At 54.8% G+C, this 20,376-nt stretch carries 19 protein-coding genes; 9 read left to right on the top strand and 10 right to left on the bottom strand.

Translation table 11 applies throughout. The annotated features are described in order from the left end of the window. Window positions 1-123 precede the first annotated feature (123 nt). The 3 genes from erpA (at window position 124) to HOL66_03475 (ending at window position 2,111) form a co-directional block, all read left to right on the top strand. Window positions 124-480 carry an iron-sulfur cluster insertion protein ErpA gene (gene erpA, locus HOL66_03485; protein MBT5243287.1) on the top strand — a complete coding sequence of 119 codons (357 nt, stop codon included), beginning with the start codon at window positions 124-126 and terminating at the stop codon, window positions 478-480. Between the two features lie 85 nt (window positions 481-565). Continuing rightward, window positions 566-1,339, top strand: a complete 774-nt coding sequence (gene xth, locus HOL66_03480; protein ID MBT5243286.1) for an exodeoxyribonuclease III — start codon at window positions 566-568, stop codon at window positions 1,337-1,339. Between the two features lie 361 nt (window positions 1,340-1,700). Further along, window positions 1,701-2,111 carry a GFA family protein gene (locus HOL66_03475; protein MBT5243285.1) on the top strand — a complete coding sequence of 137 codons (411 nt, stop codon included), beginning with the start codon at window positions 1,701-1,703 and terminating at the stop codon, window positions 2,109-2,111. Here the strand turns inward: HOL66_03475 and HOL66_03470 are convergent. From HOL66_03470 to HOL66_03455, 4 genes are all read right to left on the bottom strand, one after another. Next, window positions 2,108-2,947 (bottom strand): bacteriohemerythrin, encoded by an 840-nt coding sequence (locus tag HOL66_03470; protein ID MBT5243284.1) that lies wholly within the window; start codon window positions 2,945-2,947, stop codon window positions 2,108-2,110. The two genes, HOL66_03475 and HOL66_03470, sit on opposite strands and share 4 nt — an antisense overlap. A gap of 183 nt (window positions 2,948-3,130) precedes the next feature. Further along, complete coding sequence (gene ilvD / locus HOL66_03465; GenBank protein MBT5243283.1) at window positions 3,131-4,978, bottom strand: dihydroxy-acid dehydratase; 1,848 nt, start codon at window positions 4,976-4,978, stop codon at window positions 3,131-3,133. A 74-nt stretch (window positions 4,979-5,052) separates the two neighbouring features. Beyond that, complete coding sequence (locus HOL66_03460; GenBank protein ID MBT5243282.1) at window positions 5,053-5,694, bottom strand: hypothetical protein; 642 nt, start codon at window positions 5,692-5,694, stop codon at window positions 5,053-5,055. Window positions 5,695-5,775: 81 nt separating this feature from the next. After that, on the bottom strand, window positions 5,776-6,213 hold the full coding sequence (locus tag HOL66_03455) for a hypothetical protein (protein ID MBT5243281.1): 438 nt from the start codon (window positions 6,211-6,213) through the stop codon (window positions 5,776-5,778). Between the two features lie 137 nt (window positions 6,214-6,350). Between HOL66_03455 and hspQ the strand changes: the two genes are divergently transcribed. Continuing rightward, window positions 6,351-6,695: a heat shock protein HspQ gene (gene hspQ / locus HOL66_03450; GenBank protein MBT5243280.1), complete on the top strand. Its 345-nt coding sequence runs from the start codon at window positions 6,351-6,353 to the stop codon at window positions 6,693-6,695. Further along, a complete protein-coding gene (locus tag HOL66_03445) occupies window positions 6,695-7,192 on the top strand; it encodes a damage-inducible protein DinB (protein ID MBT5243279.1) in 498 nt (165 codons plus the stop codon). Before hspQ ends, HOL66_03445 begins: the two co-directional genes overlap by 1 nt. Before the next feature lie 13 nt (window positions 7,193-7,205). Here the strand turns inward: HOL66_03445 and HOL66_03440 are convergent, their stop codons facing one another. After that, window positions 7,206-7,550, bottom strand: coding sequence for a GYD domain-containing protein (locus HOL66_03440; GenBank protein MBT5243278.1), 345 nt, complete (start codon window positions 7,548-7,550; stop codon window positions 7,206-7,208). Between the two features lie 140 nt (window positions 7,551-7,690). Next, entirely contained in the window at window positions 7,691-9,022 is a 1,332-nt protein-coding gene (locus HOL66_03435; protein MBT5243277.1) for an aminotransferase class I/II-fold pyridoxal phosphate-dependent enzyme, read from the bottom strand. Window positions 9,023-9,145: 123 nt separating this feature from the next. Between HOL66_03435 and HOL66_03430 the strand changes: the two genes are divergently transcribed. The 4 genes from HOL66_03430 to HOL66_03415 are packed head-to-tail and all read left to right on the top strand — an operon-like array spanning window position 9,146 to window position 13,606. Next, window positions 9,146-9,706 (top strand): 2-oxoacid:acceptor oxidoreductase, encoded by a 561-nt coding sequence (locus HOL66_03430; protein MBT5243276.1) that lies wholly within the window; start codon window positions 9,146-9,148, stop codon window positions 9,704-9,706. Between the two features lie 5 nt (window positions 9,707-9,711). Next, window positions 9,712-10,959 carry a pyruvate ferredoxin oxidoreductase gene (porA, locus tag HOL66_03425; GenBank protein MBT5243275.1) on the top strand — a complete coding sequence of 416 codons (1,248 nt, stop codon included), beginning with the start codon at window positions 9,712-9,714 and terminating at the stop codon, window positions 10,957-10,959. Then, the gene (locus HOL66_03420) at window positions 10,956-11,972 is read left to right on the top strand and encodes a pyruvate ferredoxin oxidoreductase (GenBank protein ID MBT5243274.1); all 1,017 of its coding nucleotides are present in this window, start codon (window positions 10,956-10,958) and stop codon (window positions 11,970-11,972) included. Before porA ends, HOL66_03420 begins: the two co-directional genes overlap by 4 nt. Further along, window positions 11,969-13,606, top strand: coding sequence for an NAD(P)-binding protein (locus HOL66_03415; GenBank protein ID MBT5243273.1), 1,638 nt, complete (start codon window positions 11,969-11,971; stop codon window positions 13,604-13,606). The genes HOL66_03420 and HOL66_03415 overlap by 4 nt, the downstream gene beginning before the upstream one ends. A gap of 13 nt (window positions 13,607-13,619) precedes the next feature. On the opposite strand, the gene HOL66_03410 is transcribed toward HOL66_03415, so the two are convergent. From HOL66_03410 to HOL66_03395, 4 genes are all read right to left on the bottom strand, one after another. Next, the gene (locus HOL66_03410) at window positions 13,620-14,801 is read right to left on the bottom strand and encodes an alpha/beta fold hydrolase (GenBank protein MBT5243272.1); all 1,182 of its coding nucleotides are present in this window, start codon (window positions 14,799-14,801) and stop codon (window positions 13,620-13,622) included. A 450-nt stretch (window positions 14,802-15,251) separates the two neighbouring features. Beyond that, window positions 15,252-17,906 carry a valine--tRNA ligase gene (locus HOL66_03405; protein MBT5243271.1) on the bottom strand — a complete coding sequence of 885 codons (2,655 nt, stop codon included), beginning with the start codon at window positions 17,904-17,906 and terminating at the stop codon, window positions 15,252-15,254. 123 nt (window positions 17,907-18,029) lie between these two features. Further along, window positions 18,030-18,725 (bottom strand): DUF2497 domain-containing protein, encoded by a 696-nt coding sequence (locus tag HOL66_03400; GenBank protein ID MBT5243270.1) that lies wholly within the window; start codon window positions 18,723-18,725, stop codon window positions 18,030-18,032. A gap of 219 nt (window positions 18,726-18,944) precedes the next feature. Then, the gene (locus tag HOL66_03395) at window positions 18,945-20,312 is read right to left on the bottom strand and encodes a TolC family outer membrane protein (protein MBT5243269.1); all 1,368 of its coding nucleotides are present in this window, start codon (window positions 20,310-20,312) and stop codon (window positions 18,945-18,947) included. Window positions 20,313-20,376: the final 64 nt, after the last annotated feature.

The raw sequence follows: 20,376 nt of genomic DNA, 5'->3' as shown, positions 1-20,376 counted from the left end.
GGAAACTACAGTGACTGAGCCCGGCAAGCAACTACCAGAAGACCCTTTGACAAACGGAAATTCCTGACTATATGAGTAGGGCATGATATAGTTATCCATCGAATAAAGTGGAGCAGCAGCAAAATGCCTGATACCAGCGCCGTAAGCGAGACCGAATCCTTCGCCATTTCCGACAATGCGGCCAAGCGCATCGCCGCCCTTGTCGCCATGGAGGAAACAGCGGACATGCGCCTGCGCGTTGCGGTTTCAGGTGGCGGATGCTCTGGCTTTCAGTATGGCTTTAGCCTGGATAACGAACTGAAAGACGACGACCTTTTGTATGAGAAGAACGGCATCGAAGTGGTTATCGACGAGGTGTCGCTGGATTTCCTGAAAGGCTCGGAACTGGATTTTAAGGAGGATCTGATCGGATCCTACTTCGCCATGACCAATCCCAACGCCACATCGACGTGCGGTTGCGGCACCTCATTCGCGGTTTAGATCAAACTTCATTGAAGATAATTTGATCGTTATTAAAAAATCAGGCAACGTAGTTGCGTTTGATTAAACGCAGGTTGCACCAGAAATGACCCGAATCGCCAGCTGGAATGTTAATTCCGTCAAAGCCCGCCTTGAACACCTGCAGCGCTGGCTGAAAGAGGCTGCGCCCGACATCGTCCTGTTGCAGGAACTCAAATGCGTCGATGAGGCGTTCCCGAGGATGGAAATCGAAGCCCTGGGCTATAACGTCGCGGTGGTCGGTCAGAAGACCTATAACGGCGTCGCCATCCTGTCCAAATTTCCCATTGACGTGGAACTGACCGCCCTGCCCGGCGACGTGGATGACGAGCAAGCCCGTTATCTTGAAGTTTTCACTGGTTCGCTCAGGGTCGGTTGCATCTATCTCCCCAACGGCAATCCCCTCCCCGGTGAAAAATTCGACTACAAGCTGGCATGGATGGAGCGCTTGTACCTTCACGTTCAGAAATTGCTCAAGGGCGGTGACGCTTTCGTCCTTGGCGGCGACTATAATGTCATCCCCGAAGAAGGCGATGTCTACAGCCCCGCCGCGTTTGCCAATGACGCCCTGTTCCAGCCACAGTCTCGGGCCGCCTTAAGAAAAATCATCAACCTTGGCCTGACCGACGCCTTTCGGGCGACGACGTCCGAAACCGGGCTCTATACCTGGTGGGGATATATGGCCGGCGGCTGGCAGAAGGATCACGGGGTCAGAATCGATCACCTGTTGCTCAGCCCGCAGGCCGCGGACCGTCTGAAAAGCTGTGACATCGACCGCACCCCCAGAGGCTGGGAAAAACCATCAGACCACACCCCGATCTGGTGTGAGTTGGACCTTTAGGTTCAAGTAAGCTAAAGTTTTTCCATTATGGGAAAACAAAACCCCACATGGACACGTCCAGAAGTATTATTAGCTCTCGATTTTTATTTTCGTCGAAAGGGTAACATTCCACCACGAACAAGCCCTGCAATTGCCGAACTCAGTGAGCTTATTCACCAATATTCACCGGTACCGATGTCTTTACGGAAGGAAACTTTCCGAAACACAAGTGGTGTCTACATGAAATTAATGAACATAAGGAGCCTAGACCCGGGCTTCAGAGGTGCTGGTTTGCCTCGTGGAGGTGTTCTAGAAAAAGAAATGTGGGGAGAATTTGTAAACAATCCCCGACTGTGTCGAGAAGAGGCCGAAAAAATCTACAATGGGTAATAACCATACCCACGAAGGCGGTTGCCAGTGTGGACGGATACGCTACCAGGTTCGCGGCACCCCCAATAACACCACCACCTGTCATTGCACCCAGTGCCGCATGGCGGCCGGTGCGGCTTTCGTCACCTGGAGCGAATTTCCGGCTGAAATGGTGACGTTCACAAACGAGCGACCACAATTTTACCACTCCTCCGACGCTGCCGAACGAGGCTTTTGTCCATCCTGCGGAACCACCCTGACCTTTTGCTATCTGGACGGTGCGGATATTGATATCAGTACCGCCACCCTGGACGATCCGGGCGTGTTCCCCCCGCAAGATCATTTATGGGTGGACAGCAAAATTTCCTGGCAGCCCATTAATGACGGCCTGCCCCAGTACCCCCGCAGGCGCGGCAGTGACTAATTGATGGTAATAGCTGAAATTGAATCGATCAGGCTTTTTGCCGTAATCGGTTTTTCAAGATAGCCCTCAACCGCGTCACTGGAAGAACGCATCTGCAAAGTCTCAACTGAATAACCGGTCAATAGCACCACCTTTGTCGGCAGGCCCATGTCCTTGACTTTCTGGGCGAATTCAGCGCCGTTCATGTCTTCCATCACCCAGTCACAGAACACCAGGTCGGTCGGACGTTTAATTAATTTATCAATGGCTTTTTCCGGAAATTGTTCAAGCTGCACGCGACGAACGCCAATGGCCTTGAGGATGGTTTCGACGAGCTGCAGGAAGTTTTTGTTGTCATCAACCACCATAACTGAAAGATCGGCCAGCTTGTGTGCCCTACTACCGGTTATTTCATCTTCCATAAAACGGATAGCCCCTGCTTTGTCGCGGGCGGTTTTGTTTTTCAGACAGGCTTCCCGATATTCAAAATCGTGGCCGGAAATATGCTCAAGCAACCAGTTGTTAAGGAAATCCCGAACTTCAGTGGCGTTGACGCTTCCCGGATCTTCGCGAAAACTCACATCAATATCGTAAACCTGCTTGGCCAGAGAGCGATGAATGATTTTGTGAAGACCAAGACCGCCGTAATTTGACAGCTCCATCAGTTTCTCTTCGCGCGAGAAATGATATTCCGTGTAGTCGAAAAGAGTCCCCAGCACACTGGCCAGGGTCGTCGTTTCCTCACGTTTGTCTATGCAGGCGTTAACCTGATTGATCAAATCAACAAGAATTCGATGGTCGGCGTCAACAAACGGTACGCCGACCTTGAACGCCTTGGTCCAGGTTACAAAATCCATGACGCGCCCCCACGCATTTCCTCAGCAAATGACGCCCCCGCGTCAATTCATCCCAAACAATTGCGTCGCACTATAAGACGACAATCGAACCGGTCAATGAACTTACTAATTATAGGGGTATTATTCAACCAGAGTGATAGGCGTCTGCTTTATGTAGCTCAAGCCCCTTATTCAGGTCGACCATTACCCTTCGACCTGGCTGACATCGCGCACCGCACCCCTGTCGGCTGATGTGGCGAGGGCGGCGTAGGCCCGGAGCGCCTGCGAGACGACACGGGTGCGATTGGGCTTCCAGCCATCCTTGCCTTGGGCGTCCATGGCTTCACGGCGTTTGCTCAGGTCGTCGTCGGAAATTTTCAGATTGACCGAACGGTTAGGGATATCGAATTCGATGGTGTCGCCGGCCTCAATCAGGCCGATAGCCCCGCCCGCAGCAGCTTCCGGTGACACATGACCGACCGAAAGCCCCGATGTCGCGCCTGAGAACCTGCCGTCGGTGAGCAATGCACAGGCCGCGCCCAGGCCCATAGATTTAAGGTAACTGGTCGGATACAGCATTTCCTGCATGCCCGGCCCGCCCTTGGGCCCTTCGTAGCGAATGACAACCACATGGCCTTCCTTGACTTCTCCACCCATGATTTTGGCGATCGCCTCGTCCTGACTGTCGACGACGAATGCTGTGCCCGAAAACGTGTAGCAGCTTTCATCGACACCAGCGGTTTTGACGACGCAGCCGTCTTCGGCGATGTTGCCATAGAGCACAGCCAGTCCGCCTTCAGTGCTATATGGATTAGCCACATCACGGATACAGCCCCCTTCCCTGTCCATATCCAGAGTGTCGTACTTCTTGTTTTGACTGAAGGCTTCGGTGGTGATCACCCCGCCCGGTCCGTCACGGTAGAAATCCCTGACCTCTTCGGAATTGCTGCGGCCAACATCCCAGGCATCAATAACGTCGCCGATCATGCCGCCGTGGACGCTGGGCACATCGCGGTGAATGAGCCCGGCCCTCTCAAGCTCGCCCATGATGGCGATGATGCCGCCAGCCCGGTGAACATCTTCCATGTGGTAGTCCGGATGGGACGGCGCGACCTTGCACAGATGCGGCACCTTGCGCGACAACCGGTCCATATCCTTCAAGGTGAAATCACACTCTGCTTCCTGGGCAATCGCCAACAAGTGCAGCACTGTGTTGGTTGATCCGCCCATGGCGATGTCGACAGTCATGGCGTTCTCGAACCCTTTTAAAGAGCCCATGGCGCGCGGCAGAACGCTTTCGTCGTCGTCGTCGTAGTAGCGTTTGGTGATATCGACAATCAAAGCCCCTGCCTTGTGAAACAGGGCTTCCCGGTCCGCATGTGTGGCCAGCAGTGAGCCATTGCCCGGCAATGCCATTCCCAACGCTTCGGCCAGACAATTCATGGAATTGGCCGTGAACATGCCCGAACACGAACCGCAAGTCGGACAGCTTGAGCGTTCAAATTCAAGGGCTTCTTCGTCCGAGACATCAGGATTGGCACCCCTGATCATGGCGTCGACCAGATTGATCGACTGGTCCTTGCCGTCAATATTGATCTTGCCCGCTTCCATGGGGCCACCTGAAATCATCACCGTCGGGATGTTTGTGCGCATGGACGCCATCAACATACCCGGTGTGATCTTGTCACAGTTGGAAATACAGACCATGGCGTCAGCGCAGTGGGCATTGACCATGTATTCCACCGAATCGGCAATGATTTCGCGGCTGGGCAGCGAATACAACATGCCGTCATGTCCCATAGCGATGCCATCATCGACGGCGATGGTGTTAAACTCTTTGGCGACACCACCTGCGGCCTCGATATCGCGGGCGACCATCTGGCCCAGGTCTTTTAAGTGAACATGTCCCGGCACGAACTGGGTGAACGAGTTGACGACGGCGATAATCGGCTTGCCGAAATCATCATCGGTCATACCGGTTGCGCGCCACAACCCGCGAGCGCCCGCCATATTGCGGCCATGTGTGGAAGTGCGTGAGCGAAGTTCGGGCATGATCTTAAATCCTTTAAAGAAGCGGGTGACGTTTCGGGCACAATAGTGCTGACCGGCCGCTCTTTAAAGCCCTTTTAAGACGCTTTATCCTCAAGATTATTAAGGATATCCTCGCGCGCCCGGTCGTAATTTCGCTTCAATTTGCTTTGCAGGGCGTGGGATTCCTCTTTAAGTTCTTTTTCCATGCGCTTGATCCGGCGGGTCAGATCTTCGACCCGGTGTAAGGATTTTTCGCGCTGGCGCGCCTGATGGCGGCGGAAGTATTTCATCAACCGCCATTCACCGACGATGGCCAAAAGAATGATACCGGTGATGCCAAAGATAATGGCAACGACCAGATACTGCACTTTGTCATAGGCGAAAAGCACCCCCCAGAAACCGATGGTCGTAAGGGAGGCTGCGACGGTGAACAAAAGCCGTTTGGAGACAGCTTCGTCATCGTGCTGGGCATTTTCAGCCGCCATCAGGGCGTTGGCGATTTCAAAGCGGGCCATATCCATCCATTGTCTGAGCGACATGCCCTCGGCAATGGTGCGTCCTTCGCGGATAAACTGCTCAAGACGTTTGACGACGAAGTCGGCCCGTTGTTCGGGTGAAGGGTGGGCATTATTATCGGGTGGCGGGTTGCTGTCCTCAAAGTCAGGCAGCTCTGGCGGACCCCCGGCCTGTGGGGTCGCCAGATCATCATCATCTTCCCTTAGTTCGACAACAGCCACGTTCAGTATTCCTTCTTGTCAATCTTCCAACGAAGATAACACACAAGCCGTTTACTGTTTATTACCGATCAAAATCTCTTATTACCGATCAAAACCTCCCCGGGCCAGCTCATTCCGGTAAGCCTTCCAGGCCTTACGGTAGGCGATTTTGGCGCGTGCCTTTTCACTGAAGTGTGCGCCGACTTCATCAACCAGCAAACCAACGCCATGCAAGGCAACATCAATGGAAAGCGGCACCACCGATACGGCAAGCTGGAAAACAATAATCCCCGCCAGCAGCCCGAGAGTCATGCCCAAAGCCAGTGAATCAATGCGGGTGATAAGCCCATATAACGTCCATACCGCCAACGGCACGGCCACACTTAGACCCAAACCCCAGTTAGCAGCCGGGGATAATCGTTTGGGAATGGCGAGGTCGCCCATTTTAATCGTCTCAAGGCTTTCACTTTGCACATCAGCCTCTTTAAGGCCAAAGTCCCCGGGTCTCGGGGGGGTTAGTTTTTCAGGGGTTGTATTCATGATGGTGCAATCAAAAAGCCTTTAGTACCTATGAAAAAACAGAATACCCGATATTATGGACTCCGGGGCTTGCCAAAAGGAAGTCCCGCACCCAGATTAATTGCCCGCTAAGCAATTCTGAACCAGAAGACAAAAACATGAACCACAACGAGACACCCATCAAAACTGCCCGCTACCGCATCGGTGAGCTTGTGCGCCACCGCATCTATCCGTTTCGTGGCGCTATTTTTGATGTCGACCCGGTATTTGATAATGACGAAGAATGGTGGCTTTCCATCCCTGTAGACGTGCGTCCGAAAAAGGACCAGCCGTTCTACCACCTGTTGGCGGAGAACGAGGAAGGCCCGTACATCGCCTATGTTTCAGAACAGAACCTGCTGCCCGACGAATCTGGTGAACCGGTATCCCATCCCAACGCCGATGAAATTTTCGACGGCTTTACCGACGGCCACTACATAATTTCCAGAGATCTGGCCAACTAGTGAACACCTTCCCGACCCTTGCCGGTTTCAATAAATGGGCCAACGGCCGTATTTATGATTGCGTCGCCGAACTACCGGACGCCGCCTACCGCCAAGACCGCAAGGCCTTCTTTGGTTCCATCCACGCGACACTCAATCATCTGCTGCTGGTTGACCAATTGTGGACCGGTCGCATCAAAGAAACTCCAGTCGACATTAACGGCCTGACCGATATTCTGCATGACGATTTTCAGGAACTGGCCAGCGCCCGCAAGGCCGAAGACATGGCCCTTATCGACCTTGTCGCGGGCATGAGCGAAGATGACTTGCAGGCCAGCATCGACTATCACTCAATTGCTGGCACCGCCGGCCAAAACACGGTCTGGATGATCCTGGCAACCCTGTTCAATCACCAAACCCACCACCGCGGCCAAGTCCACACCATGTTGACGCAGGCCAGCATCACCCCGCCAGAAATGGATGTGATTTATTACGCCCACGAAATTGGGATCAGCTAAGCGCAGGCTGCACCTAGCCAGAGCCAGCAGCACTAAACCCTTTAAGCACCTTCTTGGCCGCGCGCATGGCTTTCATGGAATCTTTTGATCTGATGCCGACCGTGGTCTTAAGGTTGGTGACCCCGCCCGACGCTGCGGCCGCCATCGACGCCGCCATCATATCGGCTTCACTTTTTCCCCGACCGCCTTCAATAATGACGGTGAAATCGTACTCACCAAAAGTGACGTAATAATCCAGTAATTTCCCACCAACGGCTTTCGCCAGTTTGGCGACGGCGATAGAACGGTCTTCGGGTTTGTTGATCATGCCGATAATCGACGCTTGGGAATAGCAGCCTTGGACAATAAAAATAGCCATGTGAACCTCCCCCGGAATTGACCCAGCGCGTGTTATGGCTCGTGGTGATTTGCAGGCTAGGTCGGAACTGCTCCTCACTAGTTAGAGGAATTCTAAACTTAAACCATTGGAGGAGTCCATGTTCAATGGAATAACAAAGCCTATCTCACAAACACCAATTCCTGGTACCCACGCCGGAAATCGATAACGTCCTTGCGCACAGCCTCGGCGCGCTCCCCGTGCAGCCAGAGACGCGCCATCAGACGGGCAATTTCGGCCATGGCATTTGCCCCCATGCCCTGACGGGTGATCTCCTGGGTGCCGATACGAATACCGTTGAGGTCGCCTTCCACCGGATCAATGGGCAGGCCAATGCCACAGAGCAGGATGTTGGCTTCGGCCAGTCTTTTTGATGCCGCCTGGCCGCCGCCCAAGGGAGCTGCGTGCAGGGCCAGGTGGTGACTTTGCGTATGCCCCTGCCCGTCAACACCGTGAACGGCAAACCCTTCGGCCTCAAGCGCTTTGGCCAAACTTTTCGCATTTGAAAGACAGGTATCGGCATAGGTTTCGCCATATTCCAGCAAATCAAGGACGCTCATCAACAACGCCGCCGTCTTGCCCAAATCAAAATTGGCGGTCATGCCGGGAAAGGCGATGGCGTCAATGCGCCGGGCCAATTCTTCATCGGCCGAGACAAGTAATCCCGAGGGAGGACCACCGAACGCTTTGTACGTGGACATGGTCATCAGGTGGGCGCCTTCCCTTAGCGGGTCCTGAAAGCGCTTGCCGGCGATCATGCCACCCATGTGGGCGGCGTCGTAAAGCACATACGCCCCGACCTCATCTGCAATAGCGCGCACCTCGGCGACCGGATAGGGAAACAGGCACAACGACCCGGCCAGGGTGATCAGCTTCGGTTTAATGCGTCGGGCTTCCTTGGCCAGGCGCTCCAGATCAATGGTCATGCGGGCGGCGTCATAGGGAACGGGATGGATATCGAGCCCGTAAAGGCCCGCACATCCGGCACTGTGATGGGTAACGTGGCCACCCATTTCACCGGGGAACGCCATAATCGCGTCACCGGCTTTGCACGTCGCCATGAAGGTGTACAGGTTGGCGATGGCACCTGAAGGCACCCTGATTTCGGCAAATGGCGCCTCGAACAGTTTTTTAACCAGCGACTCACAGGTTATTTCCAGCTTTTCGGCATGTTGCATTCCCATTTCGTATTTATCGCCGGGAAAGCCCAGACTGGGTCGATTGCCAAGTGAACGCCCTAGCAGTGCCGCGGCACGCGGGTTCATAACATTCGTTCCGGCATTCAGGCCGATGGTTTCAACATCCATGTGGCGTTCGTGACTGTCGATCAAGTCCATAACGCGGGCGTCGATATCATCGAAGGAGCCTGCCATCAGCGGCCCCTCCAGATCGGCAATAACGGCCCGACTATCATCGGGCAACCAGGCTTTTTCAGCAATCGGTCGTGTAACCATAAGTGACGCCCCCAATCAGGAACAGAAATAAGACGTTGATCAATATCAAGGAAAGCCTGATACGCCAATGATAGATTGACCATGGAACCGAACATGCTTTTTTGAGGCAATCGGGAGGTTGATATTTTCCAGATACGCATCCACGGCAGGGGCGGACAAGGCGTCGTCACTGCCGCCGAACTGATGTCCGTGGCGGCCTTCATCGAAGGCAAGCACGCACAGGCATTTCCGAGCTTCGGTTCGGAACGCATGGGCGCGCCGGTGGTCTCGTTCTGCCGTATAGATGACAAGGAAATCCGCCTGCGCGAACCGATCATGGAGCCCGACGCCCTGATCATTCAGGACACCACCCTGCTGCATTCCATCGACGTTTTTCAGGGCTTAAAACCGGGTGGTTTCATCGTCATTAATTCAGCCCGCAGTTTCGATGATCTGGGCATTTTGGATTACGTGGCAAAATTCCCACCCCATCATGTCTGTCATATCGGGGCCACGGAACTGGCCATGAAACACGTGGGGCGTGCCGTTCCCAACGCTGTCCTGCTTGGCGCGTTCGCCGCCATTTCGGGGCAATTACACATGGACGCGGTGGCCAAAGCCATTACCGAGAAATTCCCGGGGCCCATCGGTGAAGCCAATATTGCCGCAGCCCGCGAAGCCTTCGATCTGGCCAGGGAGGCCTAGAAGTCATGTTGAAACAAATGGAAGGATCAGAGGCCGTCGCCCAGGCCGTGGCCCTGTGTAGACCGGAAGTCGTCTGTGCCTATCCGATTACGCCCCAGACCCACATCGTCGAGGGAGTCGGTGCGCTGGTCAAGGACGGTAGCCTCGAGAATTGTGAATTCATCAACGTCGAGTCCGAATTCGCGGCCCTTTCCGTCGCCATCGGCGCGTCTGCTGCCGGGGCCAGAACCTATACGGCGACAGCCAGTCAGGGTCTACTGTTTATGGCCGAGGCCGTCTACAACACCGCCGGACTGGGCCTGCCCATCGTCATGACCATCGGCAACCGGGCCATCGGTGCGCCCATCAACATCTGGAATGATCATTCCGACAGCATGTCCATGCGCGACGCGGGTTGGATTCAACTGTACGCCGAAACCAATCAGGAAGCCCTCGACCTGCACATTCAGGCTTTCCGGCTGGCGGAAGAACTAAGCTGCCCGGTTATGGTTTGCATGGACGGGTTCATCCTGACTCACGCCTACGAACGCCTCGACATGCCAAGCCAGCAAGATGTCGATGCCTTTCTGCCCGCCTTTGATCCGGTACAAATGCTCGATCCCGATGACCCCTACTCCATCGGCGCCATGGTTGGCCCGGAAGCCTTCACCGAAGTTCGCTATCTGGCCAACGACACCCAACTACAGGCGCTGAAACTGATCCCGGAAATCGGCAATGTCTTCAGGCAGGTGTTCGGGCGGGAATCAGGTGGCCTTATTCATCAGTACAAAACCGAAGATGCAGAAACCATCGTCGTGGCGCTTGGTTCGGTTAATGGCACCATCAAGGAAGTTATCGACACCATGCGTGAGGACGGGACCGCTATCGGCTCCGTCAGCATCTGTTCGTTCAGACCCTTCCCGCTTGATGAATTGCAAGACGCCCTGAAGAATGCAAAGCGTGTCGTGGTTATCGAGAAAAGCCTGGCCCCGGGTCTGGGTGGGGTCGTCGCTTCCAACGTTCGCATGGCCCTGCGCGGGGTAACGCTTCCGGTCTATACGGTGATTGCCGGTCTGGGTGGCCGGACCATCACCATGACATCATTACAGGAAGTCTTCGAGGCTGCCGGGGAAGACCGCTTGCCCGATCTTCAGTTCCTCGACCTTGACCACAGCGCCGTCGAACATGAAATCGTTCGCGCCCGCAGGACGCGGCGTTCCGGCCCGAAGGCTGAAAATATTCTGCGCCAAAAAGCAGGCGGGATAAAAAAATGACAGATCAGAAAAGCCAGCCCGTCAAATTCTATCAAACCGGCACCCACACCGTTGGCAACCGGTTGCTTGATGACGCCCGGCGGACCGTGCAGGCCAGCATGGATCGCTCGAACGCCATAACATCAGGCCACAGGGCCTGTCAGGGTTGCGGCGAGGCGCTGGGTGCTCGCTACGCCCTTGATGCGGCCATGCGCGCAACAGACGGTCAACTTGTCGCCGTCAACGCCACTGGCTGTCTGGAAGTCTTCACCACCCCGTATCCGGAAACATCATGGCAGCTGCCGTGGCTGCATTCACTTTTTGGCAATGCCCCAGCCGTCGCAACCGGCGTTGCTGCGGCCCTTCGGGTCAAGGGTCGCAAAGATGTCAAGGTCGTCGCCCAGGGCGGTGACGGCGGCACCACCGACATCGGCTTTGGCTGCCTGTCGGGAATGTTCGAGCGCAATGATGATGTGCTCTATATCTGTTACGACAACGAAGCCTACATGAATACCGGTGTTCAGCGATCAAGCGCCACACCGCCGACAGCCCGCACGGCGACCACGCAAGCCATTGGTGACGCCCCGGGCAACGTTTTTGGCACCGGCAAAAACCTGCCACTGATCGCCATGGCCCATAACATTCCTTATGTGGCGACGGCCAGTGTTGCCGACCTTCACGATCTTGAAGCCAAGGTGACAAAGGCGATGGATATATCGGGCTCTCGCTACATCCACATTATGGTGCCTTGTCCCTTAGGGTGGGGGTCGGCATCGGATGCGACCATCAGCGTCGCCAGAATGGCTGTCGAGAGTGGCTTGTTTCCGTTGTTTGAAGCCGAACACGGCGCGCTGACAAACGTCTGCAAAATTCGCCGCCAGGTGCAGGTCGAAGACTATCTGAAAATGCAAAAGCGCTTCGCCCATCTGTTCGCCAAGGATGATAAGGATCAAGACAGCATCGACGCCATTCAGGCCATGGCCGACCACAACATCGAGCGCTTTGGGTTGCTTGATGGGGAGACGCCGTCATGAGCAAGCCGTTACCCTTCGCCATTACCCTTGACCCCGGCACCTCGCTGGCCAATCACACCGGCTCGTGGCGGACCCTTAAACCGGTCTATCTGGATCGCCTGCCTCCTTGCAACAGCACTTGCCCGGCCGGCGAGAACATTCAGGGCTGGCTCTACCATGCCGAGGAAGGCGACTATCACAAGGCCTGGCAAATACTGATGAAAGACAACCCGATGCCAGCGGTGATGGGGCGGGTCTGTTATCATCCCTGCGAGGGCGCCTGCAACCGGGCCACCCTTGACGAACCCGTCGCCATTCATGCGGTCGAGCGTTTCCTTGGCGATCAGGCAATAAAGAACGGCTGGGCACCGGAATTTGATCATCATTCGACAGGAAAGCGGGTGCTGATCGTTGGCGCCGGTCCAAGCGGATTATCGGCGGCCTATCATCTGCGAACCCTTGGACACAGCGTCACCATTCGCGAGGCCGGACCGATGGCCGGTGGCATGATGCGTTTCGGCATTCCCAAGTACCGGCTGCCACGTGATATTCTTGATAAAGAAATTCAGCGCATCGTCGATATGGGTGTCGAGATGCAGTTGGACTGCAAGGTCGATGATATTCCGCTCGCCTTCCAAGCGGAAGGCTTTGATGCGGTTTTCATCGCCGTTGGCGCCCATCTCGCCAAGCGCATCGACATTCCGGCCCACGCCGCCGGTAAAATCCTTGATGCTGCCAGCATCCTGCGCGACATGGAAGTTGGTGAGGAGCCACCCAAACTTGGACGCCGGGTGATCGTCTATGGCGGCGGCAACACAGCCATGGACGCGGCCCGCACGGCCAAGCGTCTGGGAGTCGACGAGGCGATGATTGTTTACCGGCGTTCGCGCAAGGAAATGCCCGCCCATGACTTTGAAGCCTCTGAGGCCGAAGAGGAAGGGGTACTGATCCACTGGCTACGCACCATCAAGCAAATTGACGAGACCACGTTCACCGTCGAGAGAATGGAAATTGATGAAGACGGTCGTCCGCAACCGACCGGTGAAATCGAAACCCTTGAAGCCGACACCCTTATTCTGGCTCTTGGACAAGACGTCGATACCTCGTTTTTGGAAAAAGTGCCGGGCGTTGTCATCGCCGGGGACGGCGTCGTCGATGTGGACGCGTCCATGATGACAGGCTACCCCGGCCTGTTCGCCGGTGGTGATATGGTGCCGTCTGAACGCACCGTTACCGTCGCCGTCGGGCACGGCAAAAAAGCGGCCCGGCACATTGATGCATGGCTGAACGGTGGCGTTTTTGAAAAGCCGGAAACCGGCAAACTGGCTGAATATGAAAACCTCAACACCTGGTATTACGACAACGCGCCGGCCTCTGTGCAGCCAGAACTCAACATCATTCGCCGCCAAACCAGTTTCGATGAAGTGATCGGAGACCTGAATGAAGACAACGCCCTGTTCGAGGCGCGGCGCTGCCTGTCCTGCGGCAATTGCTTTGAATGCGATAACTGTTACGGGGTCTGCCCCGACAACGCGGTCAAAAAGCTGGGGCCAGGCAAACGCTTTGAATTCATTTACGACTTCTGCAAGGGCTGCGGCCTGTGCGCAACAGAATGTCCATGCGGTGCGATTGAGATGGAACCCGAAACGACTTGAGTGATTATCCCCCTTACAAAACGCGGTGCCGAAGTGTTGCCTTGTCTTGACTGACACGATCAAGGAATTCGACGATCTGTCCTGACAGCACATCAAAATACGGGTTGAAGGTAAGTTTGAAGTGATTGGGAGACTTATCTTCCAGGCGCACGTTGGTGTAATAGATATCCGTCGCGGCCAGACATAAATTATGATCCTTTGAACCCTCGGAATAGTCCCCGCACGACCTGATGCCGTTGCGTCCATAAGCGGGATTACCCGGCGAAAAGGGCATTGCCATATGGGAAAATTTTAAAATCCCCTGATCGGGTATAGAACTGGGAAGCTTTGTGATCTGGTAATCATGATGGTTTTTCAGCAATTTTTCGGTGTCCTCAGGATTCCCTATTAACAACATCTGTTTATGAGGGGATGTCAAAAACTCATCATACGCGCGCAAGGCAAAAGGAACATCGATCACTGAATCATCCGAAGTGACCGCCATGTATACAGGAATCGAAAGCTCGGCATCTTCACGGCCTATATCCGACAGCCTTTTGGTCAGGCGATGAAATTCCGCAGCTGCACTGACCGCAACAGTACTGTATCTGCCCGGCATTTCCCCGGGTTCACGGTGAACCCAATTCATGAACGGTTCCAACCAGGTGGCCAGAAATTGCAATCCGGAAAATGCCTGGAAGGCGGGCGATAACAGAATCAAGCCATCAATGGGCTCTCCCTCATATGCCAACAACGTCCCAATTGTGGCCCCCATGGAAAAACCGGCAACATATAGCTGATCGACTTCGCTACTCATTTGTCGGACCGCCTGACGGGTCGATAGCAACCATTGATCGTGGGTAACATTGATCAAATCGCCTGGTCGGGTTCCATGTCCCGGCAGCAGGATGGCCCTGACGTGATAACAGTTTTGCGCTATTTCTTCTGACAGGTCCCGCCAACTGGCCGGAGAGCCTGACAATCCATGCACTACCAGCACGCCATGCCGCGGCCGATTGGCGCACTGGACCGGATCTGGATGAATTTCAAACGGTGCGTTAAATTCGATTTCCTGTTGTCGTTGTTTCGGGTCTTCAAAAACCCGGGCACGCGAAATCATGGATTTTGTCCGGCCAAGGTAGGCGTCGAACCCGCCTTCCATTGATAGGGCGCTGTCGTTGTGTCCGGATGGCGCATACCTGACGTCCGCATTCATATCAGTTATTCCAGAACAAGCCTGAACGGTCAGTAATATGGCAATTGCGAATCCAACAAGTATGACGGATGCTGGCGTTTTCACGACCGGGGACCGCTTCGGCATTAACGGATATTTTTTCATCAGCCGCTCTCCTCTATGCATGGACGAACCTGTTTCACGTTCATCAACGGCAATAAAATAGAGGGAATTTTCTGTCTGTTCTTTGATAATTGCGCCAGGTAAAAGACAAGGTTGGCTTTGACACCGGCAGCATCAAATTTTTCAATTACTTTTTGCGGCGGGTAGACGCTACGGGCTGGCTGGGAATAATGGGCATGAGCGTCAATAATCGGGCCGCTTTAGAGAACACCAACCTGATCCCCATGAGCTTCGGCGTTAATTAAAACAAAGACAGCTATCAATGCAAAACAGTTCTTGATAAAGGCGCTCATATTGCCTTTGCCGTGTCTAAAGTTCCTTCAGCCGCTGCAGTGCTTCTGAAACTTTGATAAGGGTCTCTGCTTCATCGGCCCGGCGCTGGCGTTCGGTTTCCACGACGGCGGCCGGGGCCTTGTCGGTGAAACCCTTGTTGGCCAGTTTCTTGTCGTGCTTGCTGATTTCCATTTCCAGCCTGGCGATTTCCTTTTCAAGGCGGGCTGTCTCATCGGCAACGTCAACAAGGCCATCAAGCGGCAGGACAATGGTCGCTTCGCCCAGAACATCCTGAAGCGCACCCTTGGGGGCCTCGCCATCAAGAATATCCAGAGAAGACAAGCGGGCCAGCGTGGACAAAATGTCATTGTGGGTTTCCATGCGCGCCCTGGTGACGTCACTTGCGTCTTTCAGCAACATGGAAATTTTAGAACCCGGCGAAACATTCATTTCCGAACGCAAAGCACGAACCTTGGTAATTAATTGCACGACCCAGTCCATTTCGGCTTCGGCTTCTGCGTCAATCAGGCTGGTCGAAAGGTCCGGCCATGACGACCCCATCAACGAGTCACCCGGTGCATATTGCGATTGCCACAACTCCTCAGTGATAAACGGCATGATCGGGTGCAGCATGTGTAATACCTGCCCCAATGCCCAGGCGGTGGCGGCGCGGGTTTCGGCCTTGGCTGCTTCATCCGATCCCTGAAAGATCGGCTTGGCGAATTCCAGATGCCAATCGCAGAAGGCACCCCAGGTAAACTGATACAAAGCCCCCGCCACATCGTTGAAGCGGTAACTTTCCAACCCTGCTTCGGCAGCCGCCGCAGCTTCGGCGGTCTTGCCGACAATCCAGCGGTTGAGCGTCAACTTACAGGCGGCGGGGTCGAAATCCGGGTCGGGAGTGCATTCGTTCATTTCGGCGAAGCGGGCCGCGTTCCACAGCTTGGTGCAGAAGTTACGATACCCTTCGACCCGCGATTCCGACATCTTGACGTCGCGCCCTTGAGCGGCAAAGGCGGTCAGGGTGAAACGCAGGGCGTCGGCACCGAACTTGTCGATCAGATCAAGGGGGTCCATGACGTTGCCCTTGGATTTGGACATCTTCTGGCCCTTCTCGTCGCGGACAAGAGCGTGGATATAGACTGTGTGAAACGGCACTTCATCCATGAAATGCAAGCCCATCATCATCATCCGGGCAACCCAGAAGAAAATAATATCAAAGCCGGTGACCAGCACATCGGTCTGATAATAACGCGCAACTTCCGGTGTTTCTTCGGGCCAGCCCAGGGTCGAAAACGGCCACAGGGCGGAGGAAAACCATGTATCGAGAACATCATCGTCACGCTTTAACTCGACGGTTTTTCCGTAATGGGTGTCGGCGGCGGCTTGTGCGGCGTCTTCGTCCAGTTCAACAAAGATTTCCCCGTCCGGGCCGTACCAGGCGGGGATTTGATGACCCCACCAAATTTGCCGGGACACACACCAGGGCTGGATATTGCGCATCCATTCAAAATAGGTCTTTTCCCAGTTCTGGGGCACGAATTTGGTTTTGCCCTGCTCGACGGCTTCGATAGCAGGTTTTGCCAGTGTCGCCGCATCGACAAACCACTGGTCCGTGAGCCATGGCTCGATGATCACACCGGAGCGATCGCCGTAGGGGATGGTCATCAGGTTGTCTTCTATTTTTTCCAGTAAACCGAGACCCTCAATCTCCTTAATGACAACGTCACGGGCCTCGGCCCGGTCCAGTCCCTGCAAGTGATCGGGAGCGTTTTCGTTAATCCGTGCATCGCGATCAAAAATATTGATGACCTCAAGATCTTGCCTGCGGCCAACCTCGAAATCGTTGAAATCATGGGCCGGGGTGATCTTGACCGCTCCCGAACCTTTTTCCGGGTCAGCGTATTCATCGGCAACGATGGGAATTCTGCGCCCGACAATCGGCAGGATGCAAAACTTGCCGATTAAGTCCTTGTAGCGTTCATCATCAGGATGGACGGCGACGCCGGTGTCGCCGAGCATGGTTTCAGGTCTTGTTGTGCCGACGCTGATAAACTCACCGTCGCGCCCCTCTATCGGGTATTTGACATACCACATCTTGCCGTTGATTTCGCGCTGTTCAACCTCAAGATCGGAAATCGCCGTATGCAGCAACGGGTCCCAGTTGACCAGACGTTGATCCCGGTAGATCAAACCCTGCTTGTGCAGATCGACAAAAACCTTGCGCACCGCAGCCGACAAACCATCGTCCATGGTGAAGCGTTCCCGGGCCCAGTCACACGATGCGCCAAGCCTGCGCAACTGGCCAGTGATCGATCCACCGGATTCGGCCTTCCACTTCCACACCCGCTCGATAAATTTGTCACGGCCAAGGTCGTGGCGGGTCAGGCCTTCCTTTTCCATCTGGCGTTCAACGACCATCTGGGTGGCGATACCGGCATGATCGGTGCCCGGCTGCCACAGCACATCAAAACCCTTCATGCGTTTGTAGCGAACAAGAATGTCCTGCAGCGTATTATTGAGCGCGTGGCCCATGTGCAGGTTACCCGTCACATTGGGCGGCGGAATGACGATGGTGTAGGTCTCGGCGTCAGGACGCTGGCCACAGGCGAAGGAGCCGTTTTCTTCCCACGCCTCGTAGTGTTTTTGTTCGACCCCTTGGGGGTTGTAGGACTTATCCAGCATCATCAAAGCTCTTTATTGCAGTCTAAAAATTTAGGAAGGGGGTCAATAGCACCGACAGCGCCTTCTATAAACAAAAAAACCGGGCAGCTTGCCGCCACCCGGTTTTTAAAAATTATCATAAATGATGGCTTAAAGGTCTTCGAACATTTCAGCCCGGTTGACCATTTTATCGATTTCTTTCTTGACCAGACGTTCAATCAGGTAAGGCAGGTTGCGGTCGAGCCACTCACGCAGCAACGGACGCAGCATCTCGCGGACCATGCCTTCCAGCGTCACATCCTTGTCGCCAAGCCCCATTTCGCGACGATCCATGATGGCGCGAGCCAGTTCAGACAACACATCCGACGACATTTGAACCGTCTGCCCTGAAAGCAGGGTATCAGCAGGGGCGATCATCGCCTCGGTCAGTTCCAGAACATCATCGCCAGTATGTTGAGGCGGTGGTGGTGGTGGTGGAGGCGGTGGTGGCGACGGTTCGAGAACATCCGTCGGCTCAGGCATCGCCATCGGTTCGGGTTCGGGTTCCGGCGCTGGTTCTGGTTCCGGCTCGGGTTCCGGCTCCGGTTCGGCCAATTCGATTTCGGGTTCAGGCTCCGGCTCCGGTTCAGCCTCTTCCATGGCGGCGGCCATATCCATTTCTTCTTCAGGCGCCTCCTCTTCCATGGCGGCGGCCATATCCACTTCTTCTTCCGGTTCCGGTTCTGGTACTGCTTCAGGTTCGGCTTCCGGCTCAGCCTCAGCTTCCGGAGCGGCTGCTTCGCCTGCCTCTGCCTCTTCTTCCTCTTCCGACAGAATCCGGCGAATGGACGCCAGAATGTCTTCCATCGAAGGCTCTTGGCCTGCTTCTTCCTGACCTTCTTCGCTCATCTCTTCATCACCCGATTGAAGACCCCTATTAGCCCCTTGGTATCCTTCACGAATCTTTACGCAGGATTCGTTTAAGACTAATTCAGAAGCCGTCCGAATGCCACCCGCAAAGGCACATCTATTTCCAACGTATTATATTGTGAAAAGTTCTTTATTTTTCGTTACTTCACGGGAAGCTTATTTTGGCTCATCATTTTTGATGCCGCCACCGAACCATTTTTGCCGCACCTCGTTGTAATGAGAGGTCGAATCATAAGCCTCAACCGGTAACGATAAATGGCTGGCCGTTAATTCACCAATGGCGCTTTTCAGCTCAAAGATGGCAATGGTCTCGTCGCGTTCTGCACTGACGACGTTGACCTTGGCGTCCAGCAACTCCTGTTCGGCGTCAAGAACGTCAAGTACGGTGCGCGAACCGACTGATGCTTCACGTTGCACACCTTCCAGGGCAACTTCACTGGCCTTGATCTGGGCATTGAGCGACAGGATTCGGGCCCGGCTGGTTTGCAGGTTTTCCCAGGCGCGTGTGGCTATTTCTGTGGCGTCGCGTCGGGCTGTGTCGATCTGGCGGCGTCTTTGCGACGCGGTTTGACGAGCAGCACGAAGGCGCGAATAAACCGATCCCGATTGATAAAGCGGTACGGTCAGTGTCAGCTTGGCGCTGTAACTGTCCGTGCGGGTTCTTTCGGAAGCGGCGTTGAGCGACCGGGACGCAGAGCCGGCCAGGTCCAGAGACGGCAGCAATTCCCCCCTGACTTCCTTAATATCTTCGCGGGAGGCGCGTTCGTCGAATTCGGCGCTGAGGACATCCGGATTTTGGGCAACAGCAAGTTTGACCGACTCATTGGCATCGCCAGGTAGGTTTAAATCCATCACCGGGCGGTTCAGTTTTTCCGGCGTCGAACCTATAACGTTACGGTAAGTGGCGCGATTAGACACCAAATCGCCTTCGGCCTGAATCCTGTCAGCAGTGGTTCTGGCGAGTCGCGCTTCGGCCTGATGGACATCGGTACGGGTAATTTCACCGACTTCAAAACGGTCGCTTGTCGCCTCTAACTGGCGACGGAGCACCTGCTCGTTACTGACCCTGAGTTCCAATATAGCCTGGGCGCGGAAGACATTGACGTACGACTTGACAGCGTCCAACAAGACCGTTTGTTCGATACCGGCAAGTTCCGCACGACCGGCAAGCACCGCATTTTCGGCCGAAGCAACGGCTGCCTGAGTCTGACCGCCGCTATAAAGGGGCTGGGACAGGGTCAGGCTTGTTGAATGAGGCGTCGGTTGCTGGGTTTGATTGCTGCTCCGGGTATTGATGTAGTTATTGGTGTATCCGCTGGCAGCCTCGGCAGACAGGCTGGGACGCCAGTCCGACAGAGCTTGCGGGACGCCTTCATCAGTTGCCCTGAGCTCGGCCCGTTTCGCCTGTAGTGTCGGATTGCCGGCATATGCAGCAGCCAGGGCATCTTCAAGGCTTTGCGCCCGGGCCCCGTGCGCATGAGCGAGGACAACAATCAACCCCGCCAAAATCAATGAGAAACGCATCGCTAAAACTACTCCCGGACCGGCTTTAACCGTCACAAACAGAAGTATAGATAAAGACCAGATA

This window comes from Rhodospirillaceae bacterium, from assembly GCA_018662005.1.
GTDB lineage: Bacteria > Pseudomonadota > Alphaproteobacteria > Rhodospirillales > JABHCV01 > JACNJU01.
This window is presented reverse-complemented; position numbering and strand designations above follow the sequence as displayed.

Excerpts from the sequence above, each read along its gene's own strand:
- hspQ (MBT5243280.1), top strand. The coding sequence starts at position 6,351 with ATGAACCACAACGAGACACCCATCAAAACTGCCCGCTACCGCATCGGT.
- HOL66_03415 (MBT5243273.1), top strand. The coding sequence starts at position 11,969 with ATGAGCAAGCCGTTACCCTTCGCCATTACCCTTGACCCCGGCACCTCG.
- HOL66_03435 (MBT5243277.1), bottom strand. The coding sequence starts at position 9,022 with ATGGTTACACGACCGATTGCTGAAAAAGCCTGGTTGCCCGATGATAGT.
- erpA (MBT5243287.1), top strand. The coding sequence starts at position 124 with ATGCCTGATACCAGCGCCGTAAGCGAGACCGAATCCTTCGCCATTTCC.
- HOL66_03400 (MBT5243270.1), bottom strand. The coding sequence starts at position 18,725 with ATGGAAGACATTCTGGCGTCCATTCGCCGGATTCTGTCGGAAGAGGAA.
- HOL66_03420 (MBT5243274.1), top strand. The coding sequence starts at position 10,956 with ATGACAGATCAGAAAAGCCAGCCCGTCAAATTCTATCAAACCGGCACC.
- HOL66_03455 (MBT5243281.1), bottom strand. The coding sequence starts at position 6,213 with ATGAATACAACCCCTGAAAAACTAACCCCCCCGAGACCCGGGGACTTT.
- HOL66_03410 (MBT5243272.1), bottom strand. The coding sequence starts at position 14,801 with ATGAATGCGGACGTCAGGTATGCGCCATCCGGACACAACGACAGCGCC.
- HOL66_03475 (MBT5243285.1), top strand. The coding sequence starts at position 1,701 with ATGGGTAATAACCATACCCACGAAGGCGGTTGCCAGTGTGGACGGATA.
- HOL66_03470 (MBT5243284.1), bottom strand. The coding sequence starts at position 2,947 with ATGGATTTTGTAACCTGGACCAAGGCGTTCAAGGTCGGCGTACCGTTT.
- HOL66_03395 (MBT5243269.1), bottom strand. The coding sequence starts at position 20,312 with ATGCGTTTCTCATTGATTTTGGCGGGGTTGATTGTTGTCCTCGCTCAT.
- ilvD (MBT5243283.1), bottom strand. The coding sequence starts at position 4,978 with ATGCCCGAACTTCGCTCACGCACTTCCACACATGGCCGCAATATGGCG.
- xth (MBT5243286.1), top strand. The coding sequence starts at position 566 with ATGACCCGAATCGCCAGCTGGAATGTTAATTCCGTCAAAGCCCGCCTT.
- porA (MBT5243275.1), top strand. The coding sequence starts at position 9,712 with ATGTTGAAACAAATGGAAGGATCAGAGGCCGTCGCCCAGGCCGTGGCC.
- HOL66_03440 (MBT5243278.1), bottom strand. The coding sequence starts at position 7,550 with ATGGCTATTTTTATTGTCCAAGGCTGCTATTCCCAAGCGTCGATTATC.